Source organism: Bacillus sp. 05T21, from assembly GCF_056396785.1.
The window spans coordinates 19,170-41,404 of record NZ_JBFTMD010000011.1; the positions used below are offsets into that span (position 1 = coordinate 19,170).

Consider the following 22,235-nt stretch of genomic DNA (forward strand, 5'->3'; position numbering starts at 1 on the left):
ATGGGTAGACAAGCCGAATTTTGGTCTGAGTCAAAAAACAACAGCAAAATCGACGGTCAACCGAAAGCGAAATCACGCTTCGCTTCGAAACGACCTAACGGCACAATTAACACGCACCCACAAGAACGTATGCGTGCTGCAAATCAGCAGGAAGAGTAGTACAAATTAAATTCCTACACGAGGTGATAAAGATGAGCTACCGTGATCGTTTAGATAGTCGTTCTGAATTATTTAACCATACGTGGACTCGTCCAAAACATGCGAAAGCGCAAGTTAACGGACAGACGCAACAAACCCAGTCTCTCATTATATTGGCAAACGAATGTAAAAAACGCCAATTTTAGAATCTCCTATCTCCTTTAACGCCTACCAAAGATAAAAACCAGAGAGAGATTCACTCTCTGGTTTTTATTTTTCTTGCAATAGGGAAATCGGTATTCCAATTTCTTCCTTATCATTTTGCTTATATCCCCAAGCAAATACCCCATTGAAATACGTAATTTTAAATACCACACCAGGTTCTTCTACTAATTCATATGTCTCACCAATATGGAATTTATTTATATCTATCATATAAGCACGAGCCATAGCCATTTTTCTCATTAATACATCGAATTCATTTACAATTCCAAGTTGCTCAGCCTTTACTGCTTGCTCCTTCAAAACCCCAATTTCTTCCCTTAGCTCATGTGGTGTCATTTCACTGTAGCGTTTTGGCATACCCATCTTATTTCCTCATCCCTCTTCACGTTTCATTTGTAAAAATATATCTATCTCATCAATAGAGAATCCTTTTCGATATAACGCTTGCTTCACCTTATTTTCGAATGTCCAACCATCATACTTCTTATATTTCTCATAATATTTATTCCCATGATAGTGTAACGCTTCTTGTTGCTGTTCGTCATCTTTTTCGTCTTTCAATTCTTCCAAACAAATTTGAATCACATCTCTAGAATATCCTTTACGAACAAGCATTTCATCTAACTTTAGCTTCATTTGTAAAAATGAATGCTTTTGATAAGATTTTTTCTTCTTTTCTATAAGAAACAAAGCATTCTCCATTTGCTTCTCCTTTGGATACTCTTGTAAACTATGTGTAATGATTAAATCCTGAACACCTTTACTTAATAGCCCTCTCCTAATAACAGTTGGACCTTTTTGATTCACATTACTTTGCGTTCGCACGTATGAAATAGCGTACTCTTTATCATTAATATATCGATCATGTAATAATTTCGAAACGACTTCAGAGATGATGGCCTGTCCCACTTCTTTTTTTCGTAAGAAATCTTCTATTTCTTGTTTTGTTCTCATTTGATAGGATAAATAGGAAATCGCTTGTAAATATGCTTTTTGTACCTCTTCATTGTACAAAATATTCCCTAACGCTACTTCATCAATTTCTAAGCCTTTTTGTAACCCATGTTTCATTAAGATTGATTGATTCACACTAAACCCGTACTCTTCGCCTTGACCTTTATCAATATAAATATTAAATCGTTCTTTCGATCGTTTTTGCACTTCTATTTTTGTAATGACAGTCATACTCTCACCTCTCTATTATTTTAACATAGTCAAGGAACGTTTTTTCTTTTCAAGAATATATATAATGAGGAGGAAATGATTGTGAAAATCGCAATTTCTGGTGGCTCTGGCTTTATAGGCAAATCCCTTTCTAGTTTTTTTATTCAAAAGGGATTTACTGTTTACATTCTTACTCGAAAAAAAACTGCTGAAACTTCACACACTAACCTTCAATACGTACAGTGGACACCGGATTTACAGACCTTCCCTCTCTCCTCTATCGATGTAGTTATTAATCTAGCTGGAGAATCTATTAATAGTAGATGGACAAAAAAACAAAAAGAATCAATTTTAAACAGTAGAATTCAAACAACAAAAGGACTCATTAAACAATTACAAACCCTTGAAATAAAGCCACACACATTTATTAATGCAAGTGCCATTGGATACTATGGGACATCTGAAACCGAATCTTTTATAGAACAGCAAGAGACTCCAGGAGATGACTTTTTAGCAAACACAGTATATTTGTGGGAACAAGAAGCATCTAAAGCCCGCTCCATTGGAATAAGAACTATCTACACAAGATTTGGAGTCGTATTGGGCGCAGACGGAGGAGCTCTTCCAAAAATGCTACTTCCCTATCAATTATATATCGGCGGTACACTTGGATCTGGAAACCAATGGTTATCATGGATTCATATAGACGATGTCGTTCGCATGATTGATTTCATCATTCACAAAAAAGAAATTGACGGACCTTTTAATATTACAGCGCCAACGCCAATACGGATGAAAGAGTTCGGTGAAATTATTGCCACTATAACTAGGCGACCTCATTGGCTACCTGTTCCTTCATTTGTACTTCGCGCTTTACTCGGTGAGATGAGTATACTTGTATTAGAAGGGCAACATGTATTACCCAATAAAGCTATTAAACATGGATATCAATACACATTTCCAACAGTTAACCATGCATTACAAAATATCCTCTTGCATACAATGTAGTACTTTTAAAATACAGTTTTACGGGTAGTCTATCTCCTCCAAGACTTCTTACTTTTTAAACACCGGAGCATTACTACACGAAAAACCTTTCAGTTACTTTGTCTAAACCTATTCTACACATTACAAGGTGACGGAAATGAGGTATCTATGAAAATATTGCTCAAACAAGCCATTGTATATCCTATTACATCCCAAAAGTTTCAAGGAGATGTACTCGTTATAGGAGAACGCATTGCCGCGGTCAAACCTCATATTGATACTACTCAGGATATGACCGTTATAGATGCACGAGCTCTTCATCTCTTGCCTGGATTTATTGATGTTCATACTCACCTTGGCCTCTACGATGAAGGTACTGGTTGGGCTGGTAATGATGCAAATGAAACATCCGAAGTTTCAACACCACATATCCGTTCTTTAGACGGGATCCATCCTTTTGATATTGCATTTCAAGACGCTGTACAAAATGGTGTTACGACTGTTCACGTGATGCCTGGAAGCCAAAACATTATCGGCGGTACTACTTGTGTAATAAAAACTGCTGGAACTTGTATTGATCATATGATTATTCAGGAACCTGCTGGTTTAAAAATTGCCTTTGGAGAAAATCCTAAAAAGTTCCATAGCAACGGCACAAAAGAATCAATAACACGTATGGGAATTATGGGTTTACTTCGTGAATCATTCTACGACGCACAACACTACGGACATGAAGCTGATTTTCGAATGCTACCTATTTTAAAAGCACTCCGCCGAGAAATACCGGTACGTATCCACGCTCACCGCGCAGATGATATCACTTCAGCTTTACGCTTTGCGACAGAATTCAATCTTGATTTACGTATTGAACATTGTACAGAAGGACACTTTATTGTTGAAGAGCTTTCGAAACACAATTTAAAAGTTTCAGTTGGACCTACTCTTACACGACGTTCGAAAATCGAATTAAAAAACAAAACGTGGGATACTTATCATATTTTATCGAAAAATGGAGTAGAAGTTTCTATTACAACCGACCACCCTTATACACCAATTCAATATTTAAATGTTTGCGCTGCTATTGCAGTAAGAGAAGGATTAGATGAGAAAACAGCGTTGGAAGGAATCACTATTTTCCCAGCTCGAAATTTACGTTTGGAGGATAGAATTGGAAGCATTGAAGTTGGAAAAGATGCTGACCTCGTGTTATGGACACATCATCCTTTCCATTATTTAGCCAAGCCTGTACTCACTATGATTGACGGAAAAATAATTTACAAAAAAAATAAAAAAAACTAGTTTATTTTTTTGACTAGATACAGTATTATACGATTATAAACTGAATGAAACCATAATCAATTTGTGTCGTGATTATCATTTTCAAATTGATGAATGGGGAAGGCAAATGGTGCGCCACCAGCGTTAGAAACTGGTTCTAGTGGGTTCGATTCCCACCCCGAAATTTTTTAAAGATTGATATAAAAATTTCGAGGGTGGGTGCTTTTTCGTCATGCTACCCTCGTGTGAGGAGGAGTTAGTGTGTTGAAAAAACGCGACTTACACGACAGCCACGTTCTATACGAATTAATGGTGGATCCTGCTGTCTTCCCTTTTGTGCGTCAAAAGGCCTATTCTTATGAAGAATATTTATTTTTAACGAAACAAACAATCGAAGCCGAAGAGCGTGGAGAATTAATCTCACGCACAATTTTAGATGAATGGGGTAACCCCATCGGCACAATTACTTTATTTGATGTGCAAGAAAAAGCTGGATTCCTCGGAACTTGGCTTGGCAAACCATATCATGGTAAAGGATATAATAAATTGGCGAAAGATTCATTTTTTAGCGAACTTTTCTATGAATTAGATATTGAAACGATTTTTATGCGTATTCGTAAAATAAATATTCGGTCTATTAAAGCTGCCGAAAAACTACAATATGTAAATCTAGCAAACGAAACAAGAAAAACCGTTTATGATGAAATTAACGCGCATGAAGAAGTATATAATTTATATGAAATTCCAAAAGATCAGTATACACTTGCAACAATGCGCGATACAACATTCCAAGAAGCACACCAATTAAAAGAGGCGTAATCTAAAAATTCAGAAATGATAATTAATCATTGCTAGTTTGACATATATGTATATCACCCCATGTCTTTGGAAACGATAGATAGTGACTTTAGGACACGAGGTGATTTGTAATGGATAAAAAGAAACGTGATAAAGCAAAAAACACATTATCTAGTACACAAGAAGTTCTCTATCAGCGAGAATTTCGAAAAGCAGATCGTGCAGCGGGCTATCGCTCAAAAAGTATTTAAAGTGAAACTGAATAATTAGAAGGTTTCCCCCCTAATTATTCAGTTTCATTACATAAGATTTTCCAATGAATTAGCAAAAAAGGTTCCTTATTTATAAGGAATCTTTTTTGTGGACAACCTTATCCACAAAAACCGTAGAATTGTGCATAAATTACAAAAGTATTTTACGAATTCATTTATTTAAATGAATTCTAAACGTGAGAATTGTGGATAATTTTCTAAAAATTGTGGACTATGTGGATATAGTTGTTAATATTTCGACTTTACTGTCTAATAGAAGCGCAATCCTTTGTGGATAAAGTGCAACTTTAATCAGTGGGCGTTTTGTTTATCCCCACTGATTATTAGCCCTCACCAATCGGGCTTTTACGGGCAGCCCGACCCCAACCTAACTTCTTTGCTTTCGCTGACTTTTGAGGTAGGGGCCTTACTGCCCACAAATAGCGGGATAAGTTAATAATTCACGTTTATTTTTTTTACAACAATAAAAAAAACCCTCTTTAAATGCTTAAAAGAGGGTTTCATATTAAGTAAAAGATTCGGCAAGAACTGGTGATTTAATAGGTATATGATTCGGCTCTGCATGATTTTCTGCCAAAATTGTATCCACAATATGACCAGCTGGCTCAGGACGATAAATACTTTTCATTGCTTCTTTCATCTGAAGAAGCTTCATATCATCTTGTAATAATGCCTCTGTTTTTGCAAAAACTTCACTATCATCACGAATTACAACTGCAGCTCCTTTTTTTTCAAAATACAACGCATTTTCATTCTCTTGTCCTGGGACAGGTTTATATAAAATGACAGGTACTTGTAATGCTGCTGCTTCGCTTAATGTAATACCACCTGGCTTCGTAATCATACAAGAAGTAACACGGAACAATTCATCAATGTTTTCAACATAACCAAATACTTTTAAAGCATCAGAACTTTGTTCCTGTAGTTCCATTAAATCCTGCTTTAAAGCTTCGTTTTTCCCACAAACGACAACTACTTGTAAGTTTGGTACTGACATAAATGACTGGCATAGCTCTTTTACACTCCCTAGCACACCATGAGCACCTGCTACAATTAGTAACATCTTTTTATCCTTACATAACTGATATTTATTATATATAATTGCTGGATTTATCTTTAGCTCAAAACTGCTACGAATCGGAATCCCTGTTTCAACAATTTGTTCTGCAGGTACACCGATATCAACCATCACTTTTTTCACATGATCGGTTGCTACAAAATAACGATCTACTTCTCGATGGATCCATATTTTATGCACGCAAAAATCCGTTAATACGTTATAAACAGGAATAGAAATACCTATTTGCTTTTTCAATTCTGGTACAGCGATGATTGGAAAGGTATTAATAACAATATCCGGTTTCTCCACCTGTAATAGCGTCTTCAAACGCTTTCTCCCAAAATTCGCATACCAAGATGCTATTTTTTTATCGTAAATTTTCTCTACACCATAATAAAACAAACGATATAATTCTTTTCCTACCGTATAGCTTTTTAAATATAAATATTTTGTAATATCGGTTATAACTGGATGTGATTCTCCAAACAAGTCGCATACAATTACATCTTCGATTCCTTTTTGGCGAAATGTTTGTTCTAATGTTTTTGCCACTTGCACATGACCGTTACCGTAATGTGCAGTTAATATTAAAACCTTGGGGTTTTTTATCAAACAAATCCACTCCTAGCTTTTTGTTTCTCCATATTGCATATACGACAATAGGAAAAACATTTTCCTTAAAAACTACATACTCGGATTCTAATACTTTCCTGTTAGCTATGTATCTGTCGTGGATATGCAAAGCATATAAGATTGACCCCTTAATCCTATCTGTGCTCATATCTTTACATTATACTTTCCTATAAGAGCTTTCGCAATAACTTACAAATGTTCTATATTCCATAATACTCACTCTTTTACTTCTTAATTCTTTTTACTATTTTGATTTCCCTTTACAATTATGTAAATTTCTCCGCTTATTCTTTACAAAAATATGGATATTCCCTTTTCAGTATACTCTTTTCTAAATATATACTCTAGATTTTATTATGAAGAAACAAAAAGCCTAACCAAATGTTTAGGTTAGACTGCTTGTAAAATATGTTTTGCATGTTCAACATTTTCTTCTGTCGGTGGATTCACATCCGCAAGTGGATACTTATGTCCAAGTGCCTCCCATTTATAAACACCGAGCTTATGATATGGCAGCACTTCCACTTTCTTAACATTAGATAGACTTTGAATAAAGTTTGATAATTTTTGCAAATCCTCTTCACCATCGGTAACACCGGGAACCAATACATGTCTTACCCAAATTGGTTTCTTTCTATCCGATAAATAACGAGCAAATTGTAAAATGTGTTCATTTGGTTTCCCTGTTAATTTACGATGTTTCTTTGAATCAATATGCTTCAAATCCAATAAAACTAAATCTGTATACTCCATTAAAATATCTAGCTTATTTTGGAATTCTGGTTCTTCAGAATAACAACCGCCAGAAGAATCGATTGTTGTATGGATACCAGCTTCTTTGCACTTTTTAAACAACTCAATTAAGAAGTCTAGCTGTAATAGTGGCTCTCCACCGCTAACTGTTATACCGCCTCCAGAAGCTTCAATAAATGGAAGGTAACATGTCACATCCTGCATCACTTCTTCAACTGTTATTTCTTTACCTTTACCGATTTCCCATGTATCAGCATTATGACAATATTGACAACGTAATAAACACCCTTGTGTAAATATGACATAACGAATCCCTGGGCCATCAACAGTACCACAAGACTCTACAGAATGTATTCTTCCTTTTACCATGTTACTTCCTCCTTTATTGAAACAGCCTCCCTCCGCTATATATTAAAAGCGGAGGGACACTTTTTTCACTTACATGCTTTCATGCATTGTACGGTTTATTACATCAATTTGTTGTTCACGAGTTAATTTAATAAAGTTAACAGCGTAACCAGATACACGAATTGTTAATTGTGGATATTTTTCAGGATGCTCCATTGCATCCATTAATGTTTCACGGTTAAATACGTTAATATTTAAGTGGTGTCCTTCTTTTATTGCATATCCATCAAGCATAGATACTAAGTTGCGTACTTGTACATCATCTTCTTTACCAAGTGCTTTTGGAATAATAGAGAATGTATTTGAAATACCATCTTGTGCATCTTCATATGGTAATTTAGCTACAGATAATAATGATGCTAATGCACCTTTTGTATCACGGCCATGCATTGGGTTTGCGCCCGGTGCAAATGGTTCTCCAGTACGACGTCCATCTGGAGTGTTACCAGTTTTCTTACCGTATACAACGTTAGATGTGATTGTTAAGATTGACATTGTATGAACAGAATTACGGTATGTTTTATGTTTGCGAAGCTTGTTCATAAATGTTTTCACAAGATTTACTGCAATTTCATCTACACGATCATCATTGTTACCGTATTTAGGGAAATCTCCCTCAATTTCGAAATCAACTGCAATACCATTTTCATCACGAATTGGTTTTACTTGTGCATATTTAATTGCACTTAAAGAATCTGCTACTACAGATAATCCAGCGATACCTGTTGCCATTGTACGAAGAACATTTGTATCATGAAGTGCCATTTCAATACGTTCATAGCTATATTTATCGTGCATATAGTGAATTACATTTAATGTATTTAAGTATAGACCAGCTAACCATTCCATTGTCATATCGAATTTACGCATAACTTCTTCATAATCTAATACTTCAGAAGTAATTGGTGCGTATTCAGGACCAACTTGTGCTTTTGACTTTTCATCTTTACCACCGTTAACCGCATATAGTAATGCTTTCGCTAAGTTTGCACGTGCTCCGAAGAACTGCATTTGTTTACCGATTCTCATTGCTGATACACAACAAGCAATACCGTAGTCATCACCGTAGTCAGGACGCATAATGTCATCATTTTCGTATTGAATTGCTGATGTTTTAATAGACATTTTCGCACAGTAGTTTTTAAAGTTCTCTGGTAATTGTTTAGACCAAAGAACTGTTAAGTTTGGTTCTGGAGCTGGTCCTAAATTATCTAATGTATGCAAGAAACGGAATGAGTTTTTTGTTACTAACGGACGACCATCTAACGCCATACCACCGATAGATTCAGTTACCCAAGTTGGATCTCCAGAGAATAGTTCATTGTAATCAGGTGTTCTTGCAAATTTCACAAGACGTAATTTCATAATGAAGTGATCCACAATTTCTTGTGCTGCTTCTTCTGTTAAAGTACCATTTGCTAAATCTCTTTCAATGTAAACATCTAAGAATGTAGAGGTACGTCCAAGGCTCATTGCTGCCCCGTTTTGCTCTTTAATTGCTGCAAGATAAGCAAAGTATAACCATTGGAAAGCCTCTTGTGCATTTGTAGCTGGCTTAGAAATATCGAATCCATGAGAAGCAGCCATCTGTTTTAACTCTTGAAGTGCACGCATTTGCTCAGATAATTCTTCGCGTAAACGCATTGTATCTTCGCTCATTACACCACCAGTTAAATTATAATCAGCTTTTTTCGCTTCAATTAAATGATCTATACCATATAGCGCTACGCGGCGATAGTCACCGATAATACGTCCACGTCCATATGCATCTGGAAGACCAGTAATAACACCTGATTTACGAGCCGCTTTCATTTCTGGTGTGTATGCATCAAATACACCTTGATTATGAGTTTTACGCCAGTCTCTGAAAATACTGCTAAGTTCTTTATCCATTTCATATCCATACGCTTCACACGCTTGTTCCGCCATACGAATACCACCATATGGTTGTAAAGAACGTTTAAATGGTTTATCAGTTTGGAAACCGACCACTTTTTCAATATCTTTATTTAAATATCCTGGTTCATGTGATGTAATAGAAGAAACAATTTTTGTATCCATATCAAGAACGCCACCGTTTTCACGTTCCTTTGTTGTTAAATCCATTACTTGATCCCAAAGTTTTTTCGTTTCTTCAGTTGCTTCCGCTAAGAAAGAGTCTTCTCCCTCGTAAACGTTTACATTATTTAAAATGAAATCGCGAACATCAATCTCTGCTTTCCATTTTTCACCTTTAAAGTTTTCCCACGCGTTTTTTACATTTTCTAATACTTGAGTCATCCTAATCTCCTCCATTTTTGATTAGTACAGGACTACGTTTTTTTATATAACAGCTTACACACTTAGAATACTACTTTTTTTCGAAAGTGAACGAAATAGTTGTGACATGTTTGTGAAACATTGAGCAAACCACTGTATACATAGTGTTAACTTCATATAAAACTCTTTATAATTAACCCTTTCTTTAATTGTATTTTTTTGGTATTCTTATATACGAGTCCTATTTTGTAATATAAGAACGATACCCATTGTAGATCTGTAATACTCTTATCTCCTAATCTGTTATAGTTTTTATAACAGAGCAAAAAAGTGTACATACGTTGTACACTTTTTTTGTTACTACTCTAAAACATCTCTTTTTCTATTCCCATCATAGAATCCACCACGACTACCTTCCAATACAATTAATTGCTCTAACCCTTCTATATGATCACCTATAATTCGAAGGACAGCTGGAGGATGACCTATTTTTGCAAAATGTTCACTGGGACGAATACGGTTCATCTTATCGACCTCAACACGACTTACACATGCGATTTCGAATCCTGAAAGAATAGCTTTCACTTGCGCTACGCAAGGTGACAGTAAAGATCTATACCCAATTGCTTGCAAACATGTACGGCTAAACGCATTAGGTACAGCAATAAGAGAGCCTACTCCTAAATCTTTTCTATCACAAGCTAAATTTAATGCATATTTAAATGCTGTTACAAGATGAAGTGGTACTCTCAAATCTAAATAATGATTTAAATCATTTAATGCGACATCCGTTCCATCTGCAATAGCTTTTGCAAAGGGATATAGCTCACTAGCTGGAATAACAAAATCACCGTCTATAAATAAAACAATTTCTCCTTTTGCAAAATAAGTTCCAAGCGAACGCCCCACATCGTTTCCAAGTGCTTCTTTATACACAATTGTTGTTGCTCCCTTGTCTTTTGCAATTGTTGCCGTTTTATCGGACGAACCATTTACAACAACGATGATTTCAAAAGCTTCAATTTTGCGAAGCTCTTCTATAAGGTTTCCAATTGTTTTCTCTTCATTTTGCACAGGAATAATTACCGATAATTGCTCTCCTTTATACAACTTAGATGTAACGCCCCATCCTTGATAAAAATCTTCAAAATTTAGAGTATGATAGACACTCTCTCTTTTCCTATTTCCATCATAATATCCTCCGCGCCCATCGCTGCCTAATATCCGCTCTGCTACAGCTTCTATATGATCACCTATCATTCGTTTTTCAGATTGAGAAAGATCCGTGCCATATGCAGCATGCTCGAATGGACGAAATTTATTTGGCGTAATAACTTCAATTGCACAATGACGACTAATTCTCCATTTACTTTGTGCTAGGCGTAGATGAGCCACAATAGGATTAACAAAACATTCGTATCCAATACTTTGCACAACTTCCTTCGTCAGCGCATGAGGTACAGATAATAAAGAATCAATTTTTAATTCTTCACGCTCTAACATTGCATTTAATATTTGGCGCCATACTGTCACGGAGTGCGGTTTTTGTTTCTTTAAAAATAATGCGTCTACATTATTTAAAACGATGTCCGCCTGATCATGTAAAATCGGATTAAGGAATAATTGTAATTTTGAAGTTTGAATAGCAAAATCTCCATCTACAAACAGTAATACATCACCTATCGCATGTTTTGCACCAACTGCGCGTCCAACGTCGTTACCAAGTGACTCTTTATACTGGATTACTGTACATCCTAAGCTCTCAGCAATCGCTTCTGTACCATCATTACAACCATTTGCTACTACAATAATCTCTACTGGATTCAATGGTTTTACCGATTGAACCACATCTGAAATCGTATCCACTTCATTACATACGGGAATAATAACTGATAACGACTTAGCCATTGTTTTCTTCACGAAACCATTTAATAGTTTCTTTCAATCCTTGTTCCCACGTTACTTTCGCTTGAAACTGAACAAGTTCTCTTAATTTCGTTACGTCTGGTCTTCTATTTGGAATCTCTTCAAATCCATGTGGATATACTTCCTCAAATGGAACGTGCACAATTTTGGAAATAGACTTCGTTAATTTTTTTATATCTTCCGCTACTACCCTTATATTTTTTTCATTCTCAGAACCTATATTAATAATTTCACCATTTACCTTCTCATCCATTGCACAAATTGTTGCCTCGACCGCATCACTTACATACGTAAAGCAGCGTGTCTGCTTTCCATCTCCATACACGAGAATATCGTCACCTTGCAAAGCCGCACGAATAAATCGTGGAATTACTCCTGCGTACGGACCATCTTTCGCTCTTGGACCATAAATATTAAAATACCGAACAATCGTTACAGGTAAACCTTCTAATGCGTACCCTAAACATAATGTTTCCTCTAACGTTTTACAAATTGCATAACTCCAACGTATTTTGGAAGTTGCACCGTATAAACGATCTCCTTCTTCAGAGAATGGCGGCTCTCCCTTTCCATATACTTCAGAAGTAGATGCAAATACTACTTTCTTCTTCCCTTTTAACGCTGCTTGTAAAATATTTCTCGTTCCATCGAAATTTGTTTCAATAAGCTCTACACTTTTTTCCATTGTAGTTTTGACTCCCAAAATTGCAGCTAAATGAAACACCACATCATGTTGATTCACTAATTCATAAATTGAATTTTTATCTAAAACGCTTATTGGAATAACCCGGAGCTCTTTCATTAACTCATTATGATATTTATTTTTTCCTTTATAGAAGTTATCCACAATAGTAACTTCATAACCTCTTTTCACCAACTCTTCAGCTAAATGCGAACCAATAAATCCTGCTCCACCTGTAATTAAACATTTTTCACTCATACACTCACCTTCTTTACGATTCCACGTGTATCTATTAATCGCTCAATCCCTTTAAAAAGATTCCAATCGATACTAGAGTGATCCGTTACAATTAAAATACAATCTGCTTGTTTAATTCTTTGTTCATCTAATGGAACAGATTGATATAGTGTATCTCCAATTTTCGCTGTAGAAATATACGGATCATGATATTCTATCTTGTATCCTTCTTTTATTAATAATTGAATAATTGGCAACGCCGGTGATTCTCTCAAATCATTTACATCTTTCTTATATGCAATCCCTACTATTAAAACCGTTGCGGGTGATTGCACCACACCTTTTACTTTCCCGATTATTTTCGCTGGCATTTCTTCATTAATTACATGTGCTGCCTCAATTAATTGACTAATTGCTCCAGCCTTTCTTATTCTCCATTGAAAATATAAAGGATCTACTGGAATACAGTGTCCTCCTATTCCTGGTCCTGGCCAATACGGAGTAAATCCAAACGGTTTTGTAGATGCCGCTTCAACCACCTCATAAAAATTAATATTCAAACTTTCACAAAGTATATTTAACTCATTTACTAATGAAATATTAACTAAGCGCTGAATATTTTCAAATAGCTTACACATCTCGGCCACTTTCGGAGAGCTAACCGGAACAACGATGTCAAACACCGTACTATACAAATTCTGCACTTTTTGTTTGCACAGCTCTGTCTGTCCACTAATGACCTTCGGAATAGTTTGTACTGAATACTTGCTATTCGCTGGATCAATTCGCTCAGGTGAATACCCAATATAATAATCTTCCCCTACCTTTTTACCTGTTTGAGAAATAATAGGAATGATAACTTCCTCCAGTGTACCTGGATATGTGGAGCTTTCAAAAATGAAGGTTTGTCCTTCTTGAAGGTGTTGTTGTATATAATGGGAGGCTGAAACGAGTGCACTTAAATCGGGTTCTTTATTCTCATTAATTGGCGTTGGCACAGTCACAATAACATACTCACTATTTTGCAACTCCGCAACACCTTTATCTGGTGTATTTACCATTAATTTTCTCTCGTTCAATAATTTTTGTAATACGTTAGAAGAAACATCAGGAATATAACTTTCTCCTTTTATAATTGATTCTATTTTTCTAGTATCCTTATCTAATCCAAGTACAGCATGTCCTCTTTCTGCAAAAAGGACCGCCAAAGGAAGGCCGACATACCCTAATCCAATAATAGTTACTTTACTACTGGCATCCATCTGTATTTTCTTCTTCCCTTCTCAATTGTTGAATCACATCTCTATCCCTTTCTCCATCTGTAAAACCTCCACGCTCGTCTGTATGTTTTAATAAATAAGCAATCGCCTCAAGCTGATCGCCGAAAATACGATCAAATGCAGGAATTCTTCCATTTACAAACCCATGCTGTTCTGGACGTACACGGTTTGGTTTTATTACATCAACAAAGCTTATTGCTCTTATAGAGAAATTAGCTAAAATAGCTTTCATTTGAGCTAATGGTGGAATGACGAGGGATTCGTATCCAATCTTCTCTATTACTTTTTTATGCATAGCGTGTGGTACTGCCGTTAATGAGTTGTTCCATAAGTCTGGTCGTTTTGCCACCAAATTCACGAAATATTTCCCCATACTAATTGGATCTGCGGGGTGAAACATATCTAATAAACACTGTAAATCATTTAACGCCACATCACTTCCATCTTCAATAGCATGTAAAAATGGAATTAGTCTTTTGGCCGGAATAGCAAAATCACCATCTAAAAACAAACAAATATCAGCCGTAGCATGCATCGCTCCTATTGCTCGGGCTACATTATGTCCAAGCGCTTCTCCGAATTCAACAACAATAATATTCTCTAGCTTCGCTTGTTTAATTGTCTCAACATCCGCTCCATTCGCAACAACTATAATTTCATCTACACCTGCTTTTTTCACTTCCTGTATGACAGATCTTATAGTCATTTTTTCTTCTGATACGGGTATAATAGCACTGTATTTCGCTTTTTCCTTTTGTAATAAAACTGGTTTATACTTCCCTATAAACTCTCTATCCCTGTTTCCCTCCGAAAAACCGCCACGTTTACCATATGTTTCGATTACGTATTGCAAAGCACGTAAATGATCACCCATAATGCGACTAGTCGCTTTCGGATAAGGAGAACCAGGTGATGTACCAGTATGCACAGGACGAACTTTATTTGTATGAATTACATCAACCGAAGCCATATCGACAATATCTACTCCTCTAGACATCGCCATCGCTTGAAATAGTGCTGGATCTGCTAAGTTCCACCACCCAAGATTCTGAATAACTTCCCTACTCACCGCATGTGGAATTGCAATTAAAGAACCAACAACAAGCTCTTTTTTATTCAAATAACGATTCAACATACATTTTCCAACTGTTGTATAATGTGGTCTCATCTTTAAATACACAGACCATGTTAAATTATTCACAACGATTTGATGACCCTGCTGAATTCCTTTCACGAAACGTTGTAGCTCTACATTATCAATGACGATATCACCATCTAAAAATAATACGATGTCACCTTTTGCTTCCCTAGCTCCAATTGCCCGTCCAACATCATTGCCAAGAGAATGTTTATAATAAATCACGCGGCAACGATGTTGTAATGCTATTTCTTTCGTCCCATCTGTTGACCCATTATCTACTACGATAATTTCATATGGTTCGAGCTTCTCTACTTCTACTAAAACTTGAGATAAAGTACTTGCTTCATTATGCGCTGGAATAACAACTGATACTTTCATACTTGTATCACTCTTACCCTTCCAAGCGAACATAAGCAATAATAGGAATACGCACAAGTACATCTTCAGGTGGTCCATAAGAAGGAGCTGTACGAACACTTACTGCCCCGTCCGTCACAGATAAAAGAATACCTGCAACAATTTCGGCCGCTGTTACAACTTGCACTAATTCACCAACATGGTTACGCAATTCATCAGTAAATAACATATATAAGTCTCCTTTCTTACGCTTCTTTCATTGATATAATACTTGTAAATGGTAATAAAACTTCTGTTCCTATTCCTTCTTGCAGCGTTAAGAAATCGTCACCAACGGCTACAATAACACCTGTTAACTGTCCAACTGTCACAGTAATTTCTACGTTTTTACCTAAATATTGCTTTGCAATTTCTTTAAATGGTGATGTATTGCATTCTTTTAAAATGTTACAAATAATAGATTGAAATTGACTTGATTCTATAAACTCTTCCGTAGCTTGCTTAGAATTTCTTTGAATAAACTTTGCAAAGTTTTGCGAAAATAAAAGTCGTTCCACAGCAGGCAGTAACTTGTCATCTAAAAAATAGCCTAATTGTCTATTAAACAGTCTGGATAATTTATGCCAATATTTTCTGAACAGACACATATGCTTCTCCTCCTATTATTTTTAAAGTATAAAAATTTACATCCATACATCTTAATTTATACAAAGCAGACTTTTTTTGTGATAGGTAAGGCATACATTTTCTAAAAGAAATAATTGTTTCAGAGCATAAAAAAAGATAGATAGTTTCCCATCTGTCTTTATATATATATTAATTTTCAATTGTCACAATGGCAGCTACGCCGTAATACACAAAATTCGTTTCGCATTGCATGCATGATGCTACTGTATACTCATAAACCTCCCATTTTCCATTTATTTCATTATCGAACCGCACATATATTTCCTCAATACAAAAAAGACTATCCAAAAGGATAGCCTCTTACACTTCAATATTCCGCAACATCGTATAAATGTCGTTATTCACTTTACCAAATGATTTAATGTTATTTTGAATGTTAGATAATAAAACCACATGTACACTACCATTTTTACTAAAACCATTTAAGCAATTCCAACCTGGCATTACACCGTGATTTGAATAGCTTCCTGGATCTACATACCAGCCAAATCCATAATCCTTTTTCACGGCTGTAAACATTTGATTATAACTCTCTTTTGAAATTAATTTTCCAGAAAAGAGTGCTTCATTAAATAAATATAAATCATGCGCGCTCGTATATATATCACCACAACCATATAGTTGTGACATGCTCGGAATATTAGGTGTTGTCATATTGTTATTCACTATTTTATAACCCGTTGATGGGAATCTTGTTTGTTCCAACGCTGTACCGAAACCAGAATGTTTCATACCCGCAGTCGCAAAAATATGTTGTTTTATATATTCTTCGAGCGACTGTCCACTTACCTTCTCAGCAATGTAAGCAAGTATAGAGTAGTTCGAATCGGAATACTTCCATTTCTCTCCTGGACTCCCGATACGCTTTTGATTTCCTATCCTCTTTATCAGTTCTTCATGAGAAATATCCTCTTTTCCCTGCTCATATTCCGGAATGCCTGATGTATGTGTTAGTAGATGTTTTAACTGAATGCTATTACCTTGAGGAAAGTCTGGAATATACTTTGCAACTGTATCCTCTACTTGTAACTTATTTTGATCTTTGAGTTGCATAATAGCAGTCGCCACAAATGCTTTTGAAATAGAACCAATATAAAAGGTCGTCTCTGAATTATTCGACACTTGCTTCTCTTTATTAGCCATGCCGTATCCTTTATTCACAAGAACTTTCCCATTCTTCACAATAACAGCTGTCCCACTAAATCCCATGCTCTGTAAATATTGATCCAATTGAGCGTTTTCATTAATTTCTTGAGGCGGTCCCTCAGCAGGTTTCTCTATAACTTGCGCCTGTTTTATCTGTTCTTCCTGTTCTTTTTGTTTTCTTTGTTTTTCAGCTTCTTGCCTTTTCACTTCTTCTATCTTTTTTATCTCTTCTTGCTTCTTCATTTTTGCTGCTGCTTTTAAAGTTTCCTCTTTTTTATTATGCGCAACAATTTTTGTATACATGAAATATACAAGTGAAAATAGTAGGACGAGAATGATTGTTCTTTTTATGTATACAATCGGACGACGTACTTTCCCATTAACAGTATTTTTTTCCTGATCCATGATTACCTTTTTCCCCTTATTTACCGATAATTTAATTCATCTACACAAGACTTTCTCCAAATCATTTCAGTAGATTATAGACATTCCATTCTATGTCATCCCTACTTTATCACGCGCTGAACATATTACCAACCTATATGTATAAAAAAGAAAAAGAAAATTTACAAAAGTAAGATTCCCTTTAAAATTTCAACATAATAAAAGAGGATATCCTGTAAAAGACTGGTGTTATCAATCTTTTTGGATATCCTCTTATCTAACTATTTATACGTGTTTTTTCATATCATCGGCAACAGATTCAACATTTGTACCTACGATAACTTGTACACTTGTGTTACTTAATTTCATAACGCCTTTTGCACCTGCGCGTTTTAATGCTGGTTCATTTACTAAACTTGCATCTTTCACTTGTAAGCGTAAACGCGTTGCACAGTTATCAATAACTGCTAAGTTTTCTTTTCCGCCTAAAGCTGCTACGTAAGTTTCACCAATTGAACCTGCAACTGGTGCATCACCCTCTTCAGCTAACTCATCGTCATCTTCACGACCAGGAGTTTTCAAGTCGAACTTCTTAATTAAGAAGTAGAATACTGCAAAATAAATTGCTRCATAAATTAAACCGATTCCTGCTAATAATACAGGTTTTGTTGCAATACCGAAGTTTAAAACGTAATCGATTGCACCGGCACTAAATGAGAAACCATCATGAATGCCAAGTGTTGTTGTAATGAATAAAGAAAGACCTGTTAATACTGCATGAATACCATATAGTACTGGAGATAAGAACATGAATGAGAATTCAATTGGTTCTGTAATACCAGTTAAGAATGAAGTTAATGCTAGGCCACCTAACATACCTGTAACCATTTTACGTTTTTCTGGTTTCGCAGCCGCAATCATTGCGAAACATGCTGCCGGTAAACCGAACATCATGATTGGGAAGAAACCAGTCATAAACATACCTGCTGATGGATCTTTTGCGAAGAAGCGTGCAATATCACCATGAACGATATCACCAGCTGCGTTTGTAAAGTCACCAAGTACAAACCAGAAGTATGTATTCATTACGTGGTGTAAACCGATTGGAATTAATAAACGGTTTAATAATCCGAATAAACCAGCACCAACTGAACCTAAGTTTACGATACCGTGTGCTACTGAATCAATACCACTTTGAATTGTTGGCCAAATTTGACCGAATACTAATCCTAACAGAAGCATTACAATTGAAGTAATGATTGGTACGAAACGTTTTCCAGCAAAGAATCCTAACCATTCTGGTAGTTTAATCTTATGGAATTTGTTGTATAGTAATCCAGCAACAACCCCAGCAATAATACCACCGAGTATGGCCATATTTATTTTTGGCGTTAACGCCGCTGCTTTTGAAACTTTTGTCATTGTATCTGCTAATTTAGTTGGATCTGCTGAACCGACTAAATCCTGAACACTTTTCAATTTATCATTCAGCTCTGCTGCTGAATATGCCTTACTTAGAGCGTTTGTTGTATTTTGTAAAACAAGATATCCAATTGCCCCAGCAAGTCCTGCTGCTCCACTACCATCAATAGACAAACCTATTGCAACACCAATTGCAAAAATAAGTGCTAAATTATCAAAAATTGCTGCACCGGCCTGTGCCATAACAGGAATATTAAATACATCTTCTTGCCCTAAACGAAGCAATAATCCTGCTGCTGGTAGCACTGCGATTGGAAGCATTAACGCTTTACCAATACGTTGTAAAAACTGCAACATTTTAATTCCCCCTATCAAATTTATGAAATCGTTATCATTATAAGTACGCCTTAGAAAACGCTTTCTATTTACATAACCATAATAACATATAGTTGTATAGATGTGTAGTTTTTATTTCTGAACTTTTTATGGATAAATCTCCTATTTCCAAACTGTTATATAAAAGGAAAATTTTCCTTTTATATAACACGGAATAATCGAAACTGAAGACTCACTATAGAACATTCAACTTTCGTTTTATCATTCCACTTTTTCATGTTATTATTTATTTCCGAGCATATCGGGAAAAGTAAACTTAGTTAATTCGAAATAGGAGCGTTGGTACTATGCAGTGCATTGAAACAAACAACTTACAGCAGTTGTTAGAACAAGTAAAACCATATACGAAAAAAGGAAAACTTGCTACTTATATCCCCGAACTAGGAAATGCAAATCCAGATGATCTAGGGATTGCTATTTTTCATAAAGAAACAGCATATATCCATGCTGGTAACTCACAAACACTATTTACTCTTCAAAGTATTTCTAAAGTAATTACACTTGCCCTTGCCCTTTTAGACCGTGGTGAAGAATATGTATTTTCTAAAGTTGGAATGGAACCAACTGGTGACCCATTTAATTCTATTATTAAGCTTGAAACGACAAGTTCTTCCAAGCCTCTTAATCCAATGATTAATGCGGGTGCATTAGCTATTACAAGTATGCTAGCTGGTAATGATAACGAGGAGAAGATGGAACGCATTCTTCAATTTGTGCGTGATATAACAGACAATCCTACTATTAGTTATTCTTCTAAAGTTGCCACTTCTGAATTAGAAACAGCTTACTTAAACCGTTCACTTTGTTACTATATGAAACAAAATGGCATCATCGATAACGATATTGAAGAACTTATGGATTTATATACGCGTCAATGTGCAATTGAGGTTAACTGTATCGATCTAGCACGTATTGGTTTAATCTTTGCAATGGATGGATATGATCCTTATAAAAAGAAACAGATCATCCCTAAACATATTACGAAAATTTGTAAAACATTTATGGTTACTTGCGGGATGTATAATGAATCTGGTGAATTTGCAATTCGTGTTGGAATCCCTGCAAAAAGTGGTGTAGCGGGCGGAATTTTCGGCTGCGTAAAAGGCGAAATGGGAATCGGTATTTTCGGACCAGCTTTAGATGCAAACGGAAATAGTATCGCTGGTTTTAAAATTCTTGAATTACTTTCTGCCCAAGAAGGTTGGAGTATGTTTTAATTTAGAAGTTATCCTGCTATATTGGCAGGATTTTTTATTTCACAAAAATCCGTTCTACTAGGCATCAACACACTTCAAAAAACAGTAATAAAAGTTCTCTTTATTATGCATATTTGCTCCCCCCTCCTGAATAATATAGTACAACCTAGCGCTGTATGTGGAGGTGTAAAAGATGAAACTCATATTTCAAATGGAGAAACAACCTGTTCTCGAAAAAACAATTCTTCTTTTCATATTGAGTATTGTAGAAAGTTTGAAACTAAAAGTTGTTTCACTCGATGAAGCTCACCGATACATATTCAATTTAGAAGTGCTTGAACTATTAATGGATCGGAACATCGATGATCAAGTACTAGAACTTATTCATTTCGGAATGGGACTTGAAGACATTTACCATGTACTTCCCGAAGAACTTGAGCATAGTATCGAAGAACTGAAATGGCTTTGTATTCAAGTTTTAAGTGAGTACAGTATGCATGATGATGAATGTGCACAACTAATTGAAGATATACGCTAAAAAGCACCTATGCAGGTGCTTTTACTTTTTTAAACCTTTTTACACACAAAGATTTGTATAATACTTACAATCTTTCATTACCGTGAAAAGATTTCACGTCGATATATGCAATTTCTTAGTGTATTTCCAAGGAAATACTCGAATACTGTTTTCCCTATCATTCTTACAACAATTGATCAATTCCAATAAGAATTAATAACACACCTGCAATTATAGTTGCCCATTTCCCTAAGTATTCAGCTAAAAATCTTTTACCAACATACGTAAAACCACTAATACAAATAAAACTAAAAACTCCAGAAATACATGCCGTAAGCCAAAGATTTAAATTTGTTACTCCAGCATCAAATCCACCTGCAATATTGTTTATGGACAATGCAACTCCTAAAACAATTGCTTCAGAAAAACTAATTGTTTTAGAACCATCAAAATCTGCTTTTTCTGGATCACGTAAAACCCCCATAAGTACACTACTATCTTTAGATTCTACGGTATCTTTTTGACTCAAGAAAGGCTGACATAAAATAAACACCCCGATTATTCCTAAAACGATTGCTCCAATAATGTTTGCTGTGAACTCTGAAATAAATAATGCGATCCAATTCCCAAAAAATCCAGCTAGTAAAGTAAATAAAAATCCAAAAAATGCGATGATAAAATTGTTAAGCCACGAAATTCGAATTTTACGAATGCCATATGCAATCCCAACACCTGCATTATCTAAATTAGACGCAATCCCGATTAAAAAAATTGAAAATAAACCTGCCGTACTCATCATGCAGTCACCCCTTTTCTCACTTTTCATTGCATATTATGAAAATGTTGAGCAACTGTGCCTGTCTGTTTCATATACTTGTAATAAATGCTC

23 protein-coding genes are annotated in these 22,235 nt (G+C 35.6%); 8 read left to right on the plus strand and 15 right to left on the minus strand.

All coding sequences use genetic code 11. From position 1 onward, the window contains the following. Together AC1DKZ_RS18975 and AC1DKZ_RS18980 are read left to right on the plus strand one after the other, a co-directional pair. Nucleotides 1-159, plus strand: coding sequence for a small, acid-soluble spore protein K (locus tag AC1DKZ_RS18975; protein WP_002010326.1), 159 nt, complete (start codon nucleotides 1-3; stop codon nucleotides 157-159). Nucleotides 160-191: 32 nt separating this feature from the next. Continuing rightward, nucleotides 192-344, plus strand: a complete 153-nt coding sequence (locus tag AC1DKZ_RS18980) for a YpzG family protein (protein ID WP_000122093.1) — start codon at nucleotides 192-194, stop codon at nucleotides 342-344. 64 nt (nucleotides 345-408) lie between these two features. Here the strand turns inward: AC1DKZ_RS18980 and AC1DKZ_RS18985 are convergent, their stop codons facing one another. Further along, nucleotides 409-726 (minus strand): YfhH family protein, encoded by a 318-nt coding sequence (locus tag AC1DKZ_RS18985; RefSeq protein WP_002139556.1) that lies wholly within the window; start codon nucleotides 724-726, stop codon nucleotides 409-411. Nucleotides 727-735: 9 nt separating this feature from the next. Further along, a complete protein-coding gene (gene recX / locus AC1DKZ_RS18990; protein WP_002029629.1) occupies nucleotides 736-1,548 on the minus strand; it encodes a recombination regulator RecX in 813 nt (270 codons plus the stop codon). A gap of 81 nt (nucleotides 1,549-1,629) precedes the next feature. On the opposite strand from recX, the gene AC1DKZ_RS18995 reads away from it, so the two are divergent. From AC1DKZ_RS18995 to AC1DKZ_RS19010, 4 genes are all read left to right on the plus strand, one after another. Next, entirely contained in the window at nucleotides 1,630-2,535 is a 906-nt protein-coding gene (locus tag AC1DKZ_RS18995) for a TIGR01777 family oxidoreductase (protein WP_476996846.1), read from the plus strand. A 147-nt stretch (nucleotides 2,536-2,682) separates the two neighbouring features. Beyond that, nucleotides 2,683-3,813: an amidohydrolase gene (locus AC1DKZ_RS19000; protein ID WP_113937957.1), complete on the plus strand. Its 1,131-nt coding sequence runs from the start codon at nucleotides 2,683-2,685 to the stop codon at nucleotides 3,811-3,813. 240 nt (nucleotides 3,814-4,053) lie between these two features. Further along, a complete protein-coding gene (locus AC1DKZ_RS19005) occupies nucleotides 4,054-4,611 on the plus strand; it encodes a GNAT family N-acetyltransferase (RefSeq protein ID WP_427279455.1) in 558 nt (185 codons plus the stop codon). Nucleotides 4,612-4,721: 110 nt separating this feature from the next. Next, nucleotides 4,722-4,841: a YfhE family protein gene (locus tag AC1DKZ_RS19010; protein WP_000358484.1), complete on the plus strand. Its 120-nt coding sequence runs from the start codon at nucleotides 4,722-4,724 to the stop codon at nucleotides 4,839-4,841. Between the two features lie 526 nt (nucleotides 4,842-5,367). Here AC1DKZ_RS19010 and AC1DKZ_RS19015 read toward each other — a convergent pair. The 12 genes from AC1DKZ_RS19015 to nagE all read right to left on the minus strand — a co-directional run bounded on the left by AC1DKZ_RS19015 (nucleotide 5,368) and on the right by nagE (nucleotide 19,594). Further along, nucleotides 5,368-6,534, minus strand: a complete 1,167-nt coding sequence (locus AC1DKZ_RS19015) for a diglucosyl diacylglycerol synthase (RefSeq protein WP_002139554.1) — start codon at nucleotides 6,532-6,534, stop codon at nucleotides 5,368-5,370. A gap of 411 nt (nucleotides 6,535-6,945) precedes the next feature. Further along, a complete protein-coding gene (gene pflA / locus AC1DKZ_RS19020; protein ID WP_044444343.1) occupies nucleotides 6,946-7,677 on the minus strand; it encodes a pyruvate formate-lyase-activating protein in 732 nt (243 codons plus the stop codon). Nucleotides 7,678-7,746: 69 nt separating this feature from the next. Next, nucleotides 7,747-9,996, minus strand: a complete 2,250-nt coding sequence (gene pflB, locus AC1DKZ_RS19025) for a formate C-acetyltransferase (protein WP_113937958.1) — start codon at nucleotides 9,994-9,996, stop codon at nucleotides 7,747-7,749. Nucleotides 9,997-10,335: 339 nt separating this feature from the next. After that, the gene (locus AC1DKZ_RS19030; RefSeq protein WP_476996847.1) at nucleotides 10,336-11,883 is read right to left on the minus strand and encodes a glycosyltransferase family 2 protein; all 1,548 of its coding nucleotides are present in this window, start codon (nucleotides 11,881-11,883) and stop codon (nucleotides 10,336-10,338) included. Further along, nucleotides 11,876-12,841, minus strand: a complete 966-nt coding sequence (locus tag AC1DKZ_RS19035) for an NAD-dependent epimerase/dehydratase family protein (RefSeq protein WP_476996848.1) — start codon at nucleotides 12,839-12,841, stop codon at nucleotides 11,876-11,878. The genes AC1DKZ_RS19030 and AC1DKZ_RS19035 overlap by 8 nt, the downstream gene beginning before the upstream one ends. Further along, nucleotides 12,838-14,082 carry a nucleotide sugar dehydrogenase gene (locus tag AC1DKZ_RS19040; RefSeq protein WP_431182634.1) on the minus strand — a complete coding sequence of 415 codons (1,245 nt, stop codon included), beginning with the start codon at nucleotides 14,080-14,082 and terminating at the stop codon, nucleotides 12,838-12,840. The genes AC1DKZ_RS19035 and AC1DKZ_RS19040 overlap by 4 nt, the downstream gene beginning before the upstream one ends. Next, nucleotides 14,069-15,682, minus strand: a complete 1,614-nt coding sequence (locus tag AC1DKZ_RS19045; protein WP_431182640.1) for a glycosyltransferase family 2 protein — start codon at nucleotides 15,680-15,682, stop codon at nucleotides 14,069-14,071. Before AC1DKZ_RS19045 ends, AC1DKZ_RS19040 begins: the two co-directional genes overlap by 14 nt. Continuing rightward, nucleotides 15,633-15,827: an LSm family protein gene (locus AC1DKZ_RS19050; RefSeq protein WP_002169217.1), complete on the minus strand. Its 195-nt coding sequence runs from the start codon at nucleotides 15,825-15,827 to the stop codon at nucleotides 15,633-15,635. The genes AC1DKZ_RS19045 and AC1DKZ_RS19050 overlap by 50 nt, the downstream gene beginning before the upstream one ends. Before the next feature lie 16 nt (nucleotides 15,828-15,843). Continuing rightward, entirely contained in the window at nucleotides 15,844-16,245 is a 402-nt protein-coding gene (locus AC1DKZ_RS19055) for an LSm family protein (protein WP_033715617.1), read from the minus strand. A gap of 169 nt (nucleotides 16,246-16,414) precedes the next feature. Further along, entirely contained in the window at nucleotides 16,415-16,573 is a 159-nt protein-coding gene (locus tag AC1DKZ_RS19060; protein WP_476996849.1) for a hypothetical protein, read from the minus strand. Nucleotides 16,574-16,585: 12 nt separating this feature from the next. Further along, nucleotides 16,586-17,836 carry a serine hydrolase domain-containing protein gene (locus AC1DKZ_RS19065; protein WP_476996850.1) on the minus strand — a complete coding sequence of 417 codons (1,251 nt, stop codon included), beginning with the start codon at nucleotides 17,834-17,836 and terminating at the stop codon, nucleotides 16,586-16,588. 264 nt (nucleotides 17,837-18,100) lie between these two features. Further along, complete coding sequence (nagE, locus tag AC1DKZ_RS19070) at nucleotides 18,101-19,594, minus strand: N-acetylglucosamine-specific PTS transporter subunit IIBC (protein WP_476996851.1); 1,494 nt, start codon at nucleotides 19,592-19,594, stop codon at nucleotides 18,101-18,103. A gap of 326 nt (nucleotides 19,595-19,920) precedes the next feature. Here nagE and glsA point away from each other — a divergent pair, with 326 nt between their 5' ends. Together glsA and AC1DKZ_RS19080 are read left to right on the plus strand one after the other, a co-directional pair. After that, nucleotides 19,921-20,850, plus strand: a complete 930-nt coding sequence (gene glsA / locus AC1DKZ_RS19075; protein ID WP_002010291.1) for a glutaminase A — start codon at nucleotides 19,921-19,923, stop codon at nucleotides 20,848-20,850. Nucleotides 20,851-21,022: 172 nt separating this feature from the next. Continuing rightward, nucleotides 21,023-21,367 (plus strand): DUF3969 family protein, encoded by a 345-nt coding sequence (locus AC1DKZ_RS19080; RefSeq protein ID WP_002091149.1) that lies wholly within the window; start codon nucleotides 21,023-21,025, stop codon nucleotides 21,365-21,367. 163 nt (nucleotides 21,368-21,530) lie between these two features. Here the strand turns inward: AC1DKZ_RS19080 and ytaF are convergent, their stop codons facing one another. Further along, nucleotides 21,531-22,142, minus strand: a complete 612-nt coding sequence (gene ytaF, locus AC1DKZ_RS19085; RefSeq protein WP_002091150.1) for a sporulation membrane protein YtaF — start codon at nucleotides 22,140-22,142, stop codon at nucleotides 21,531-21,533. Nucleotides 22,143-22,235 lie beyond the last annotated feature (93 nt).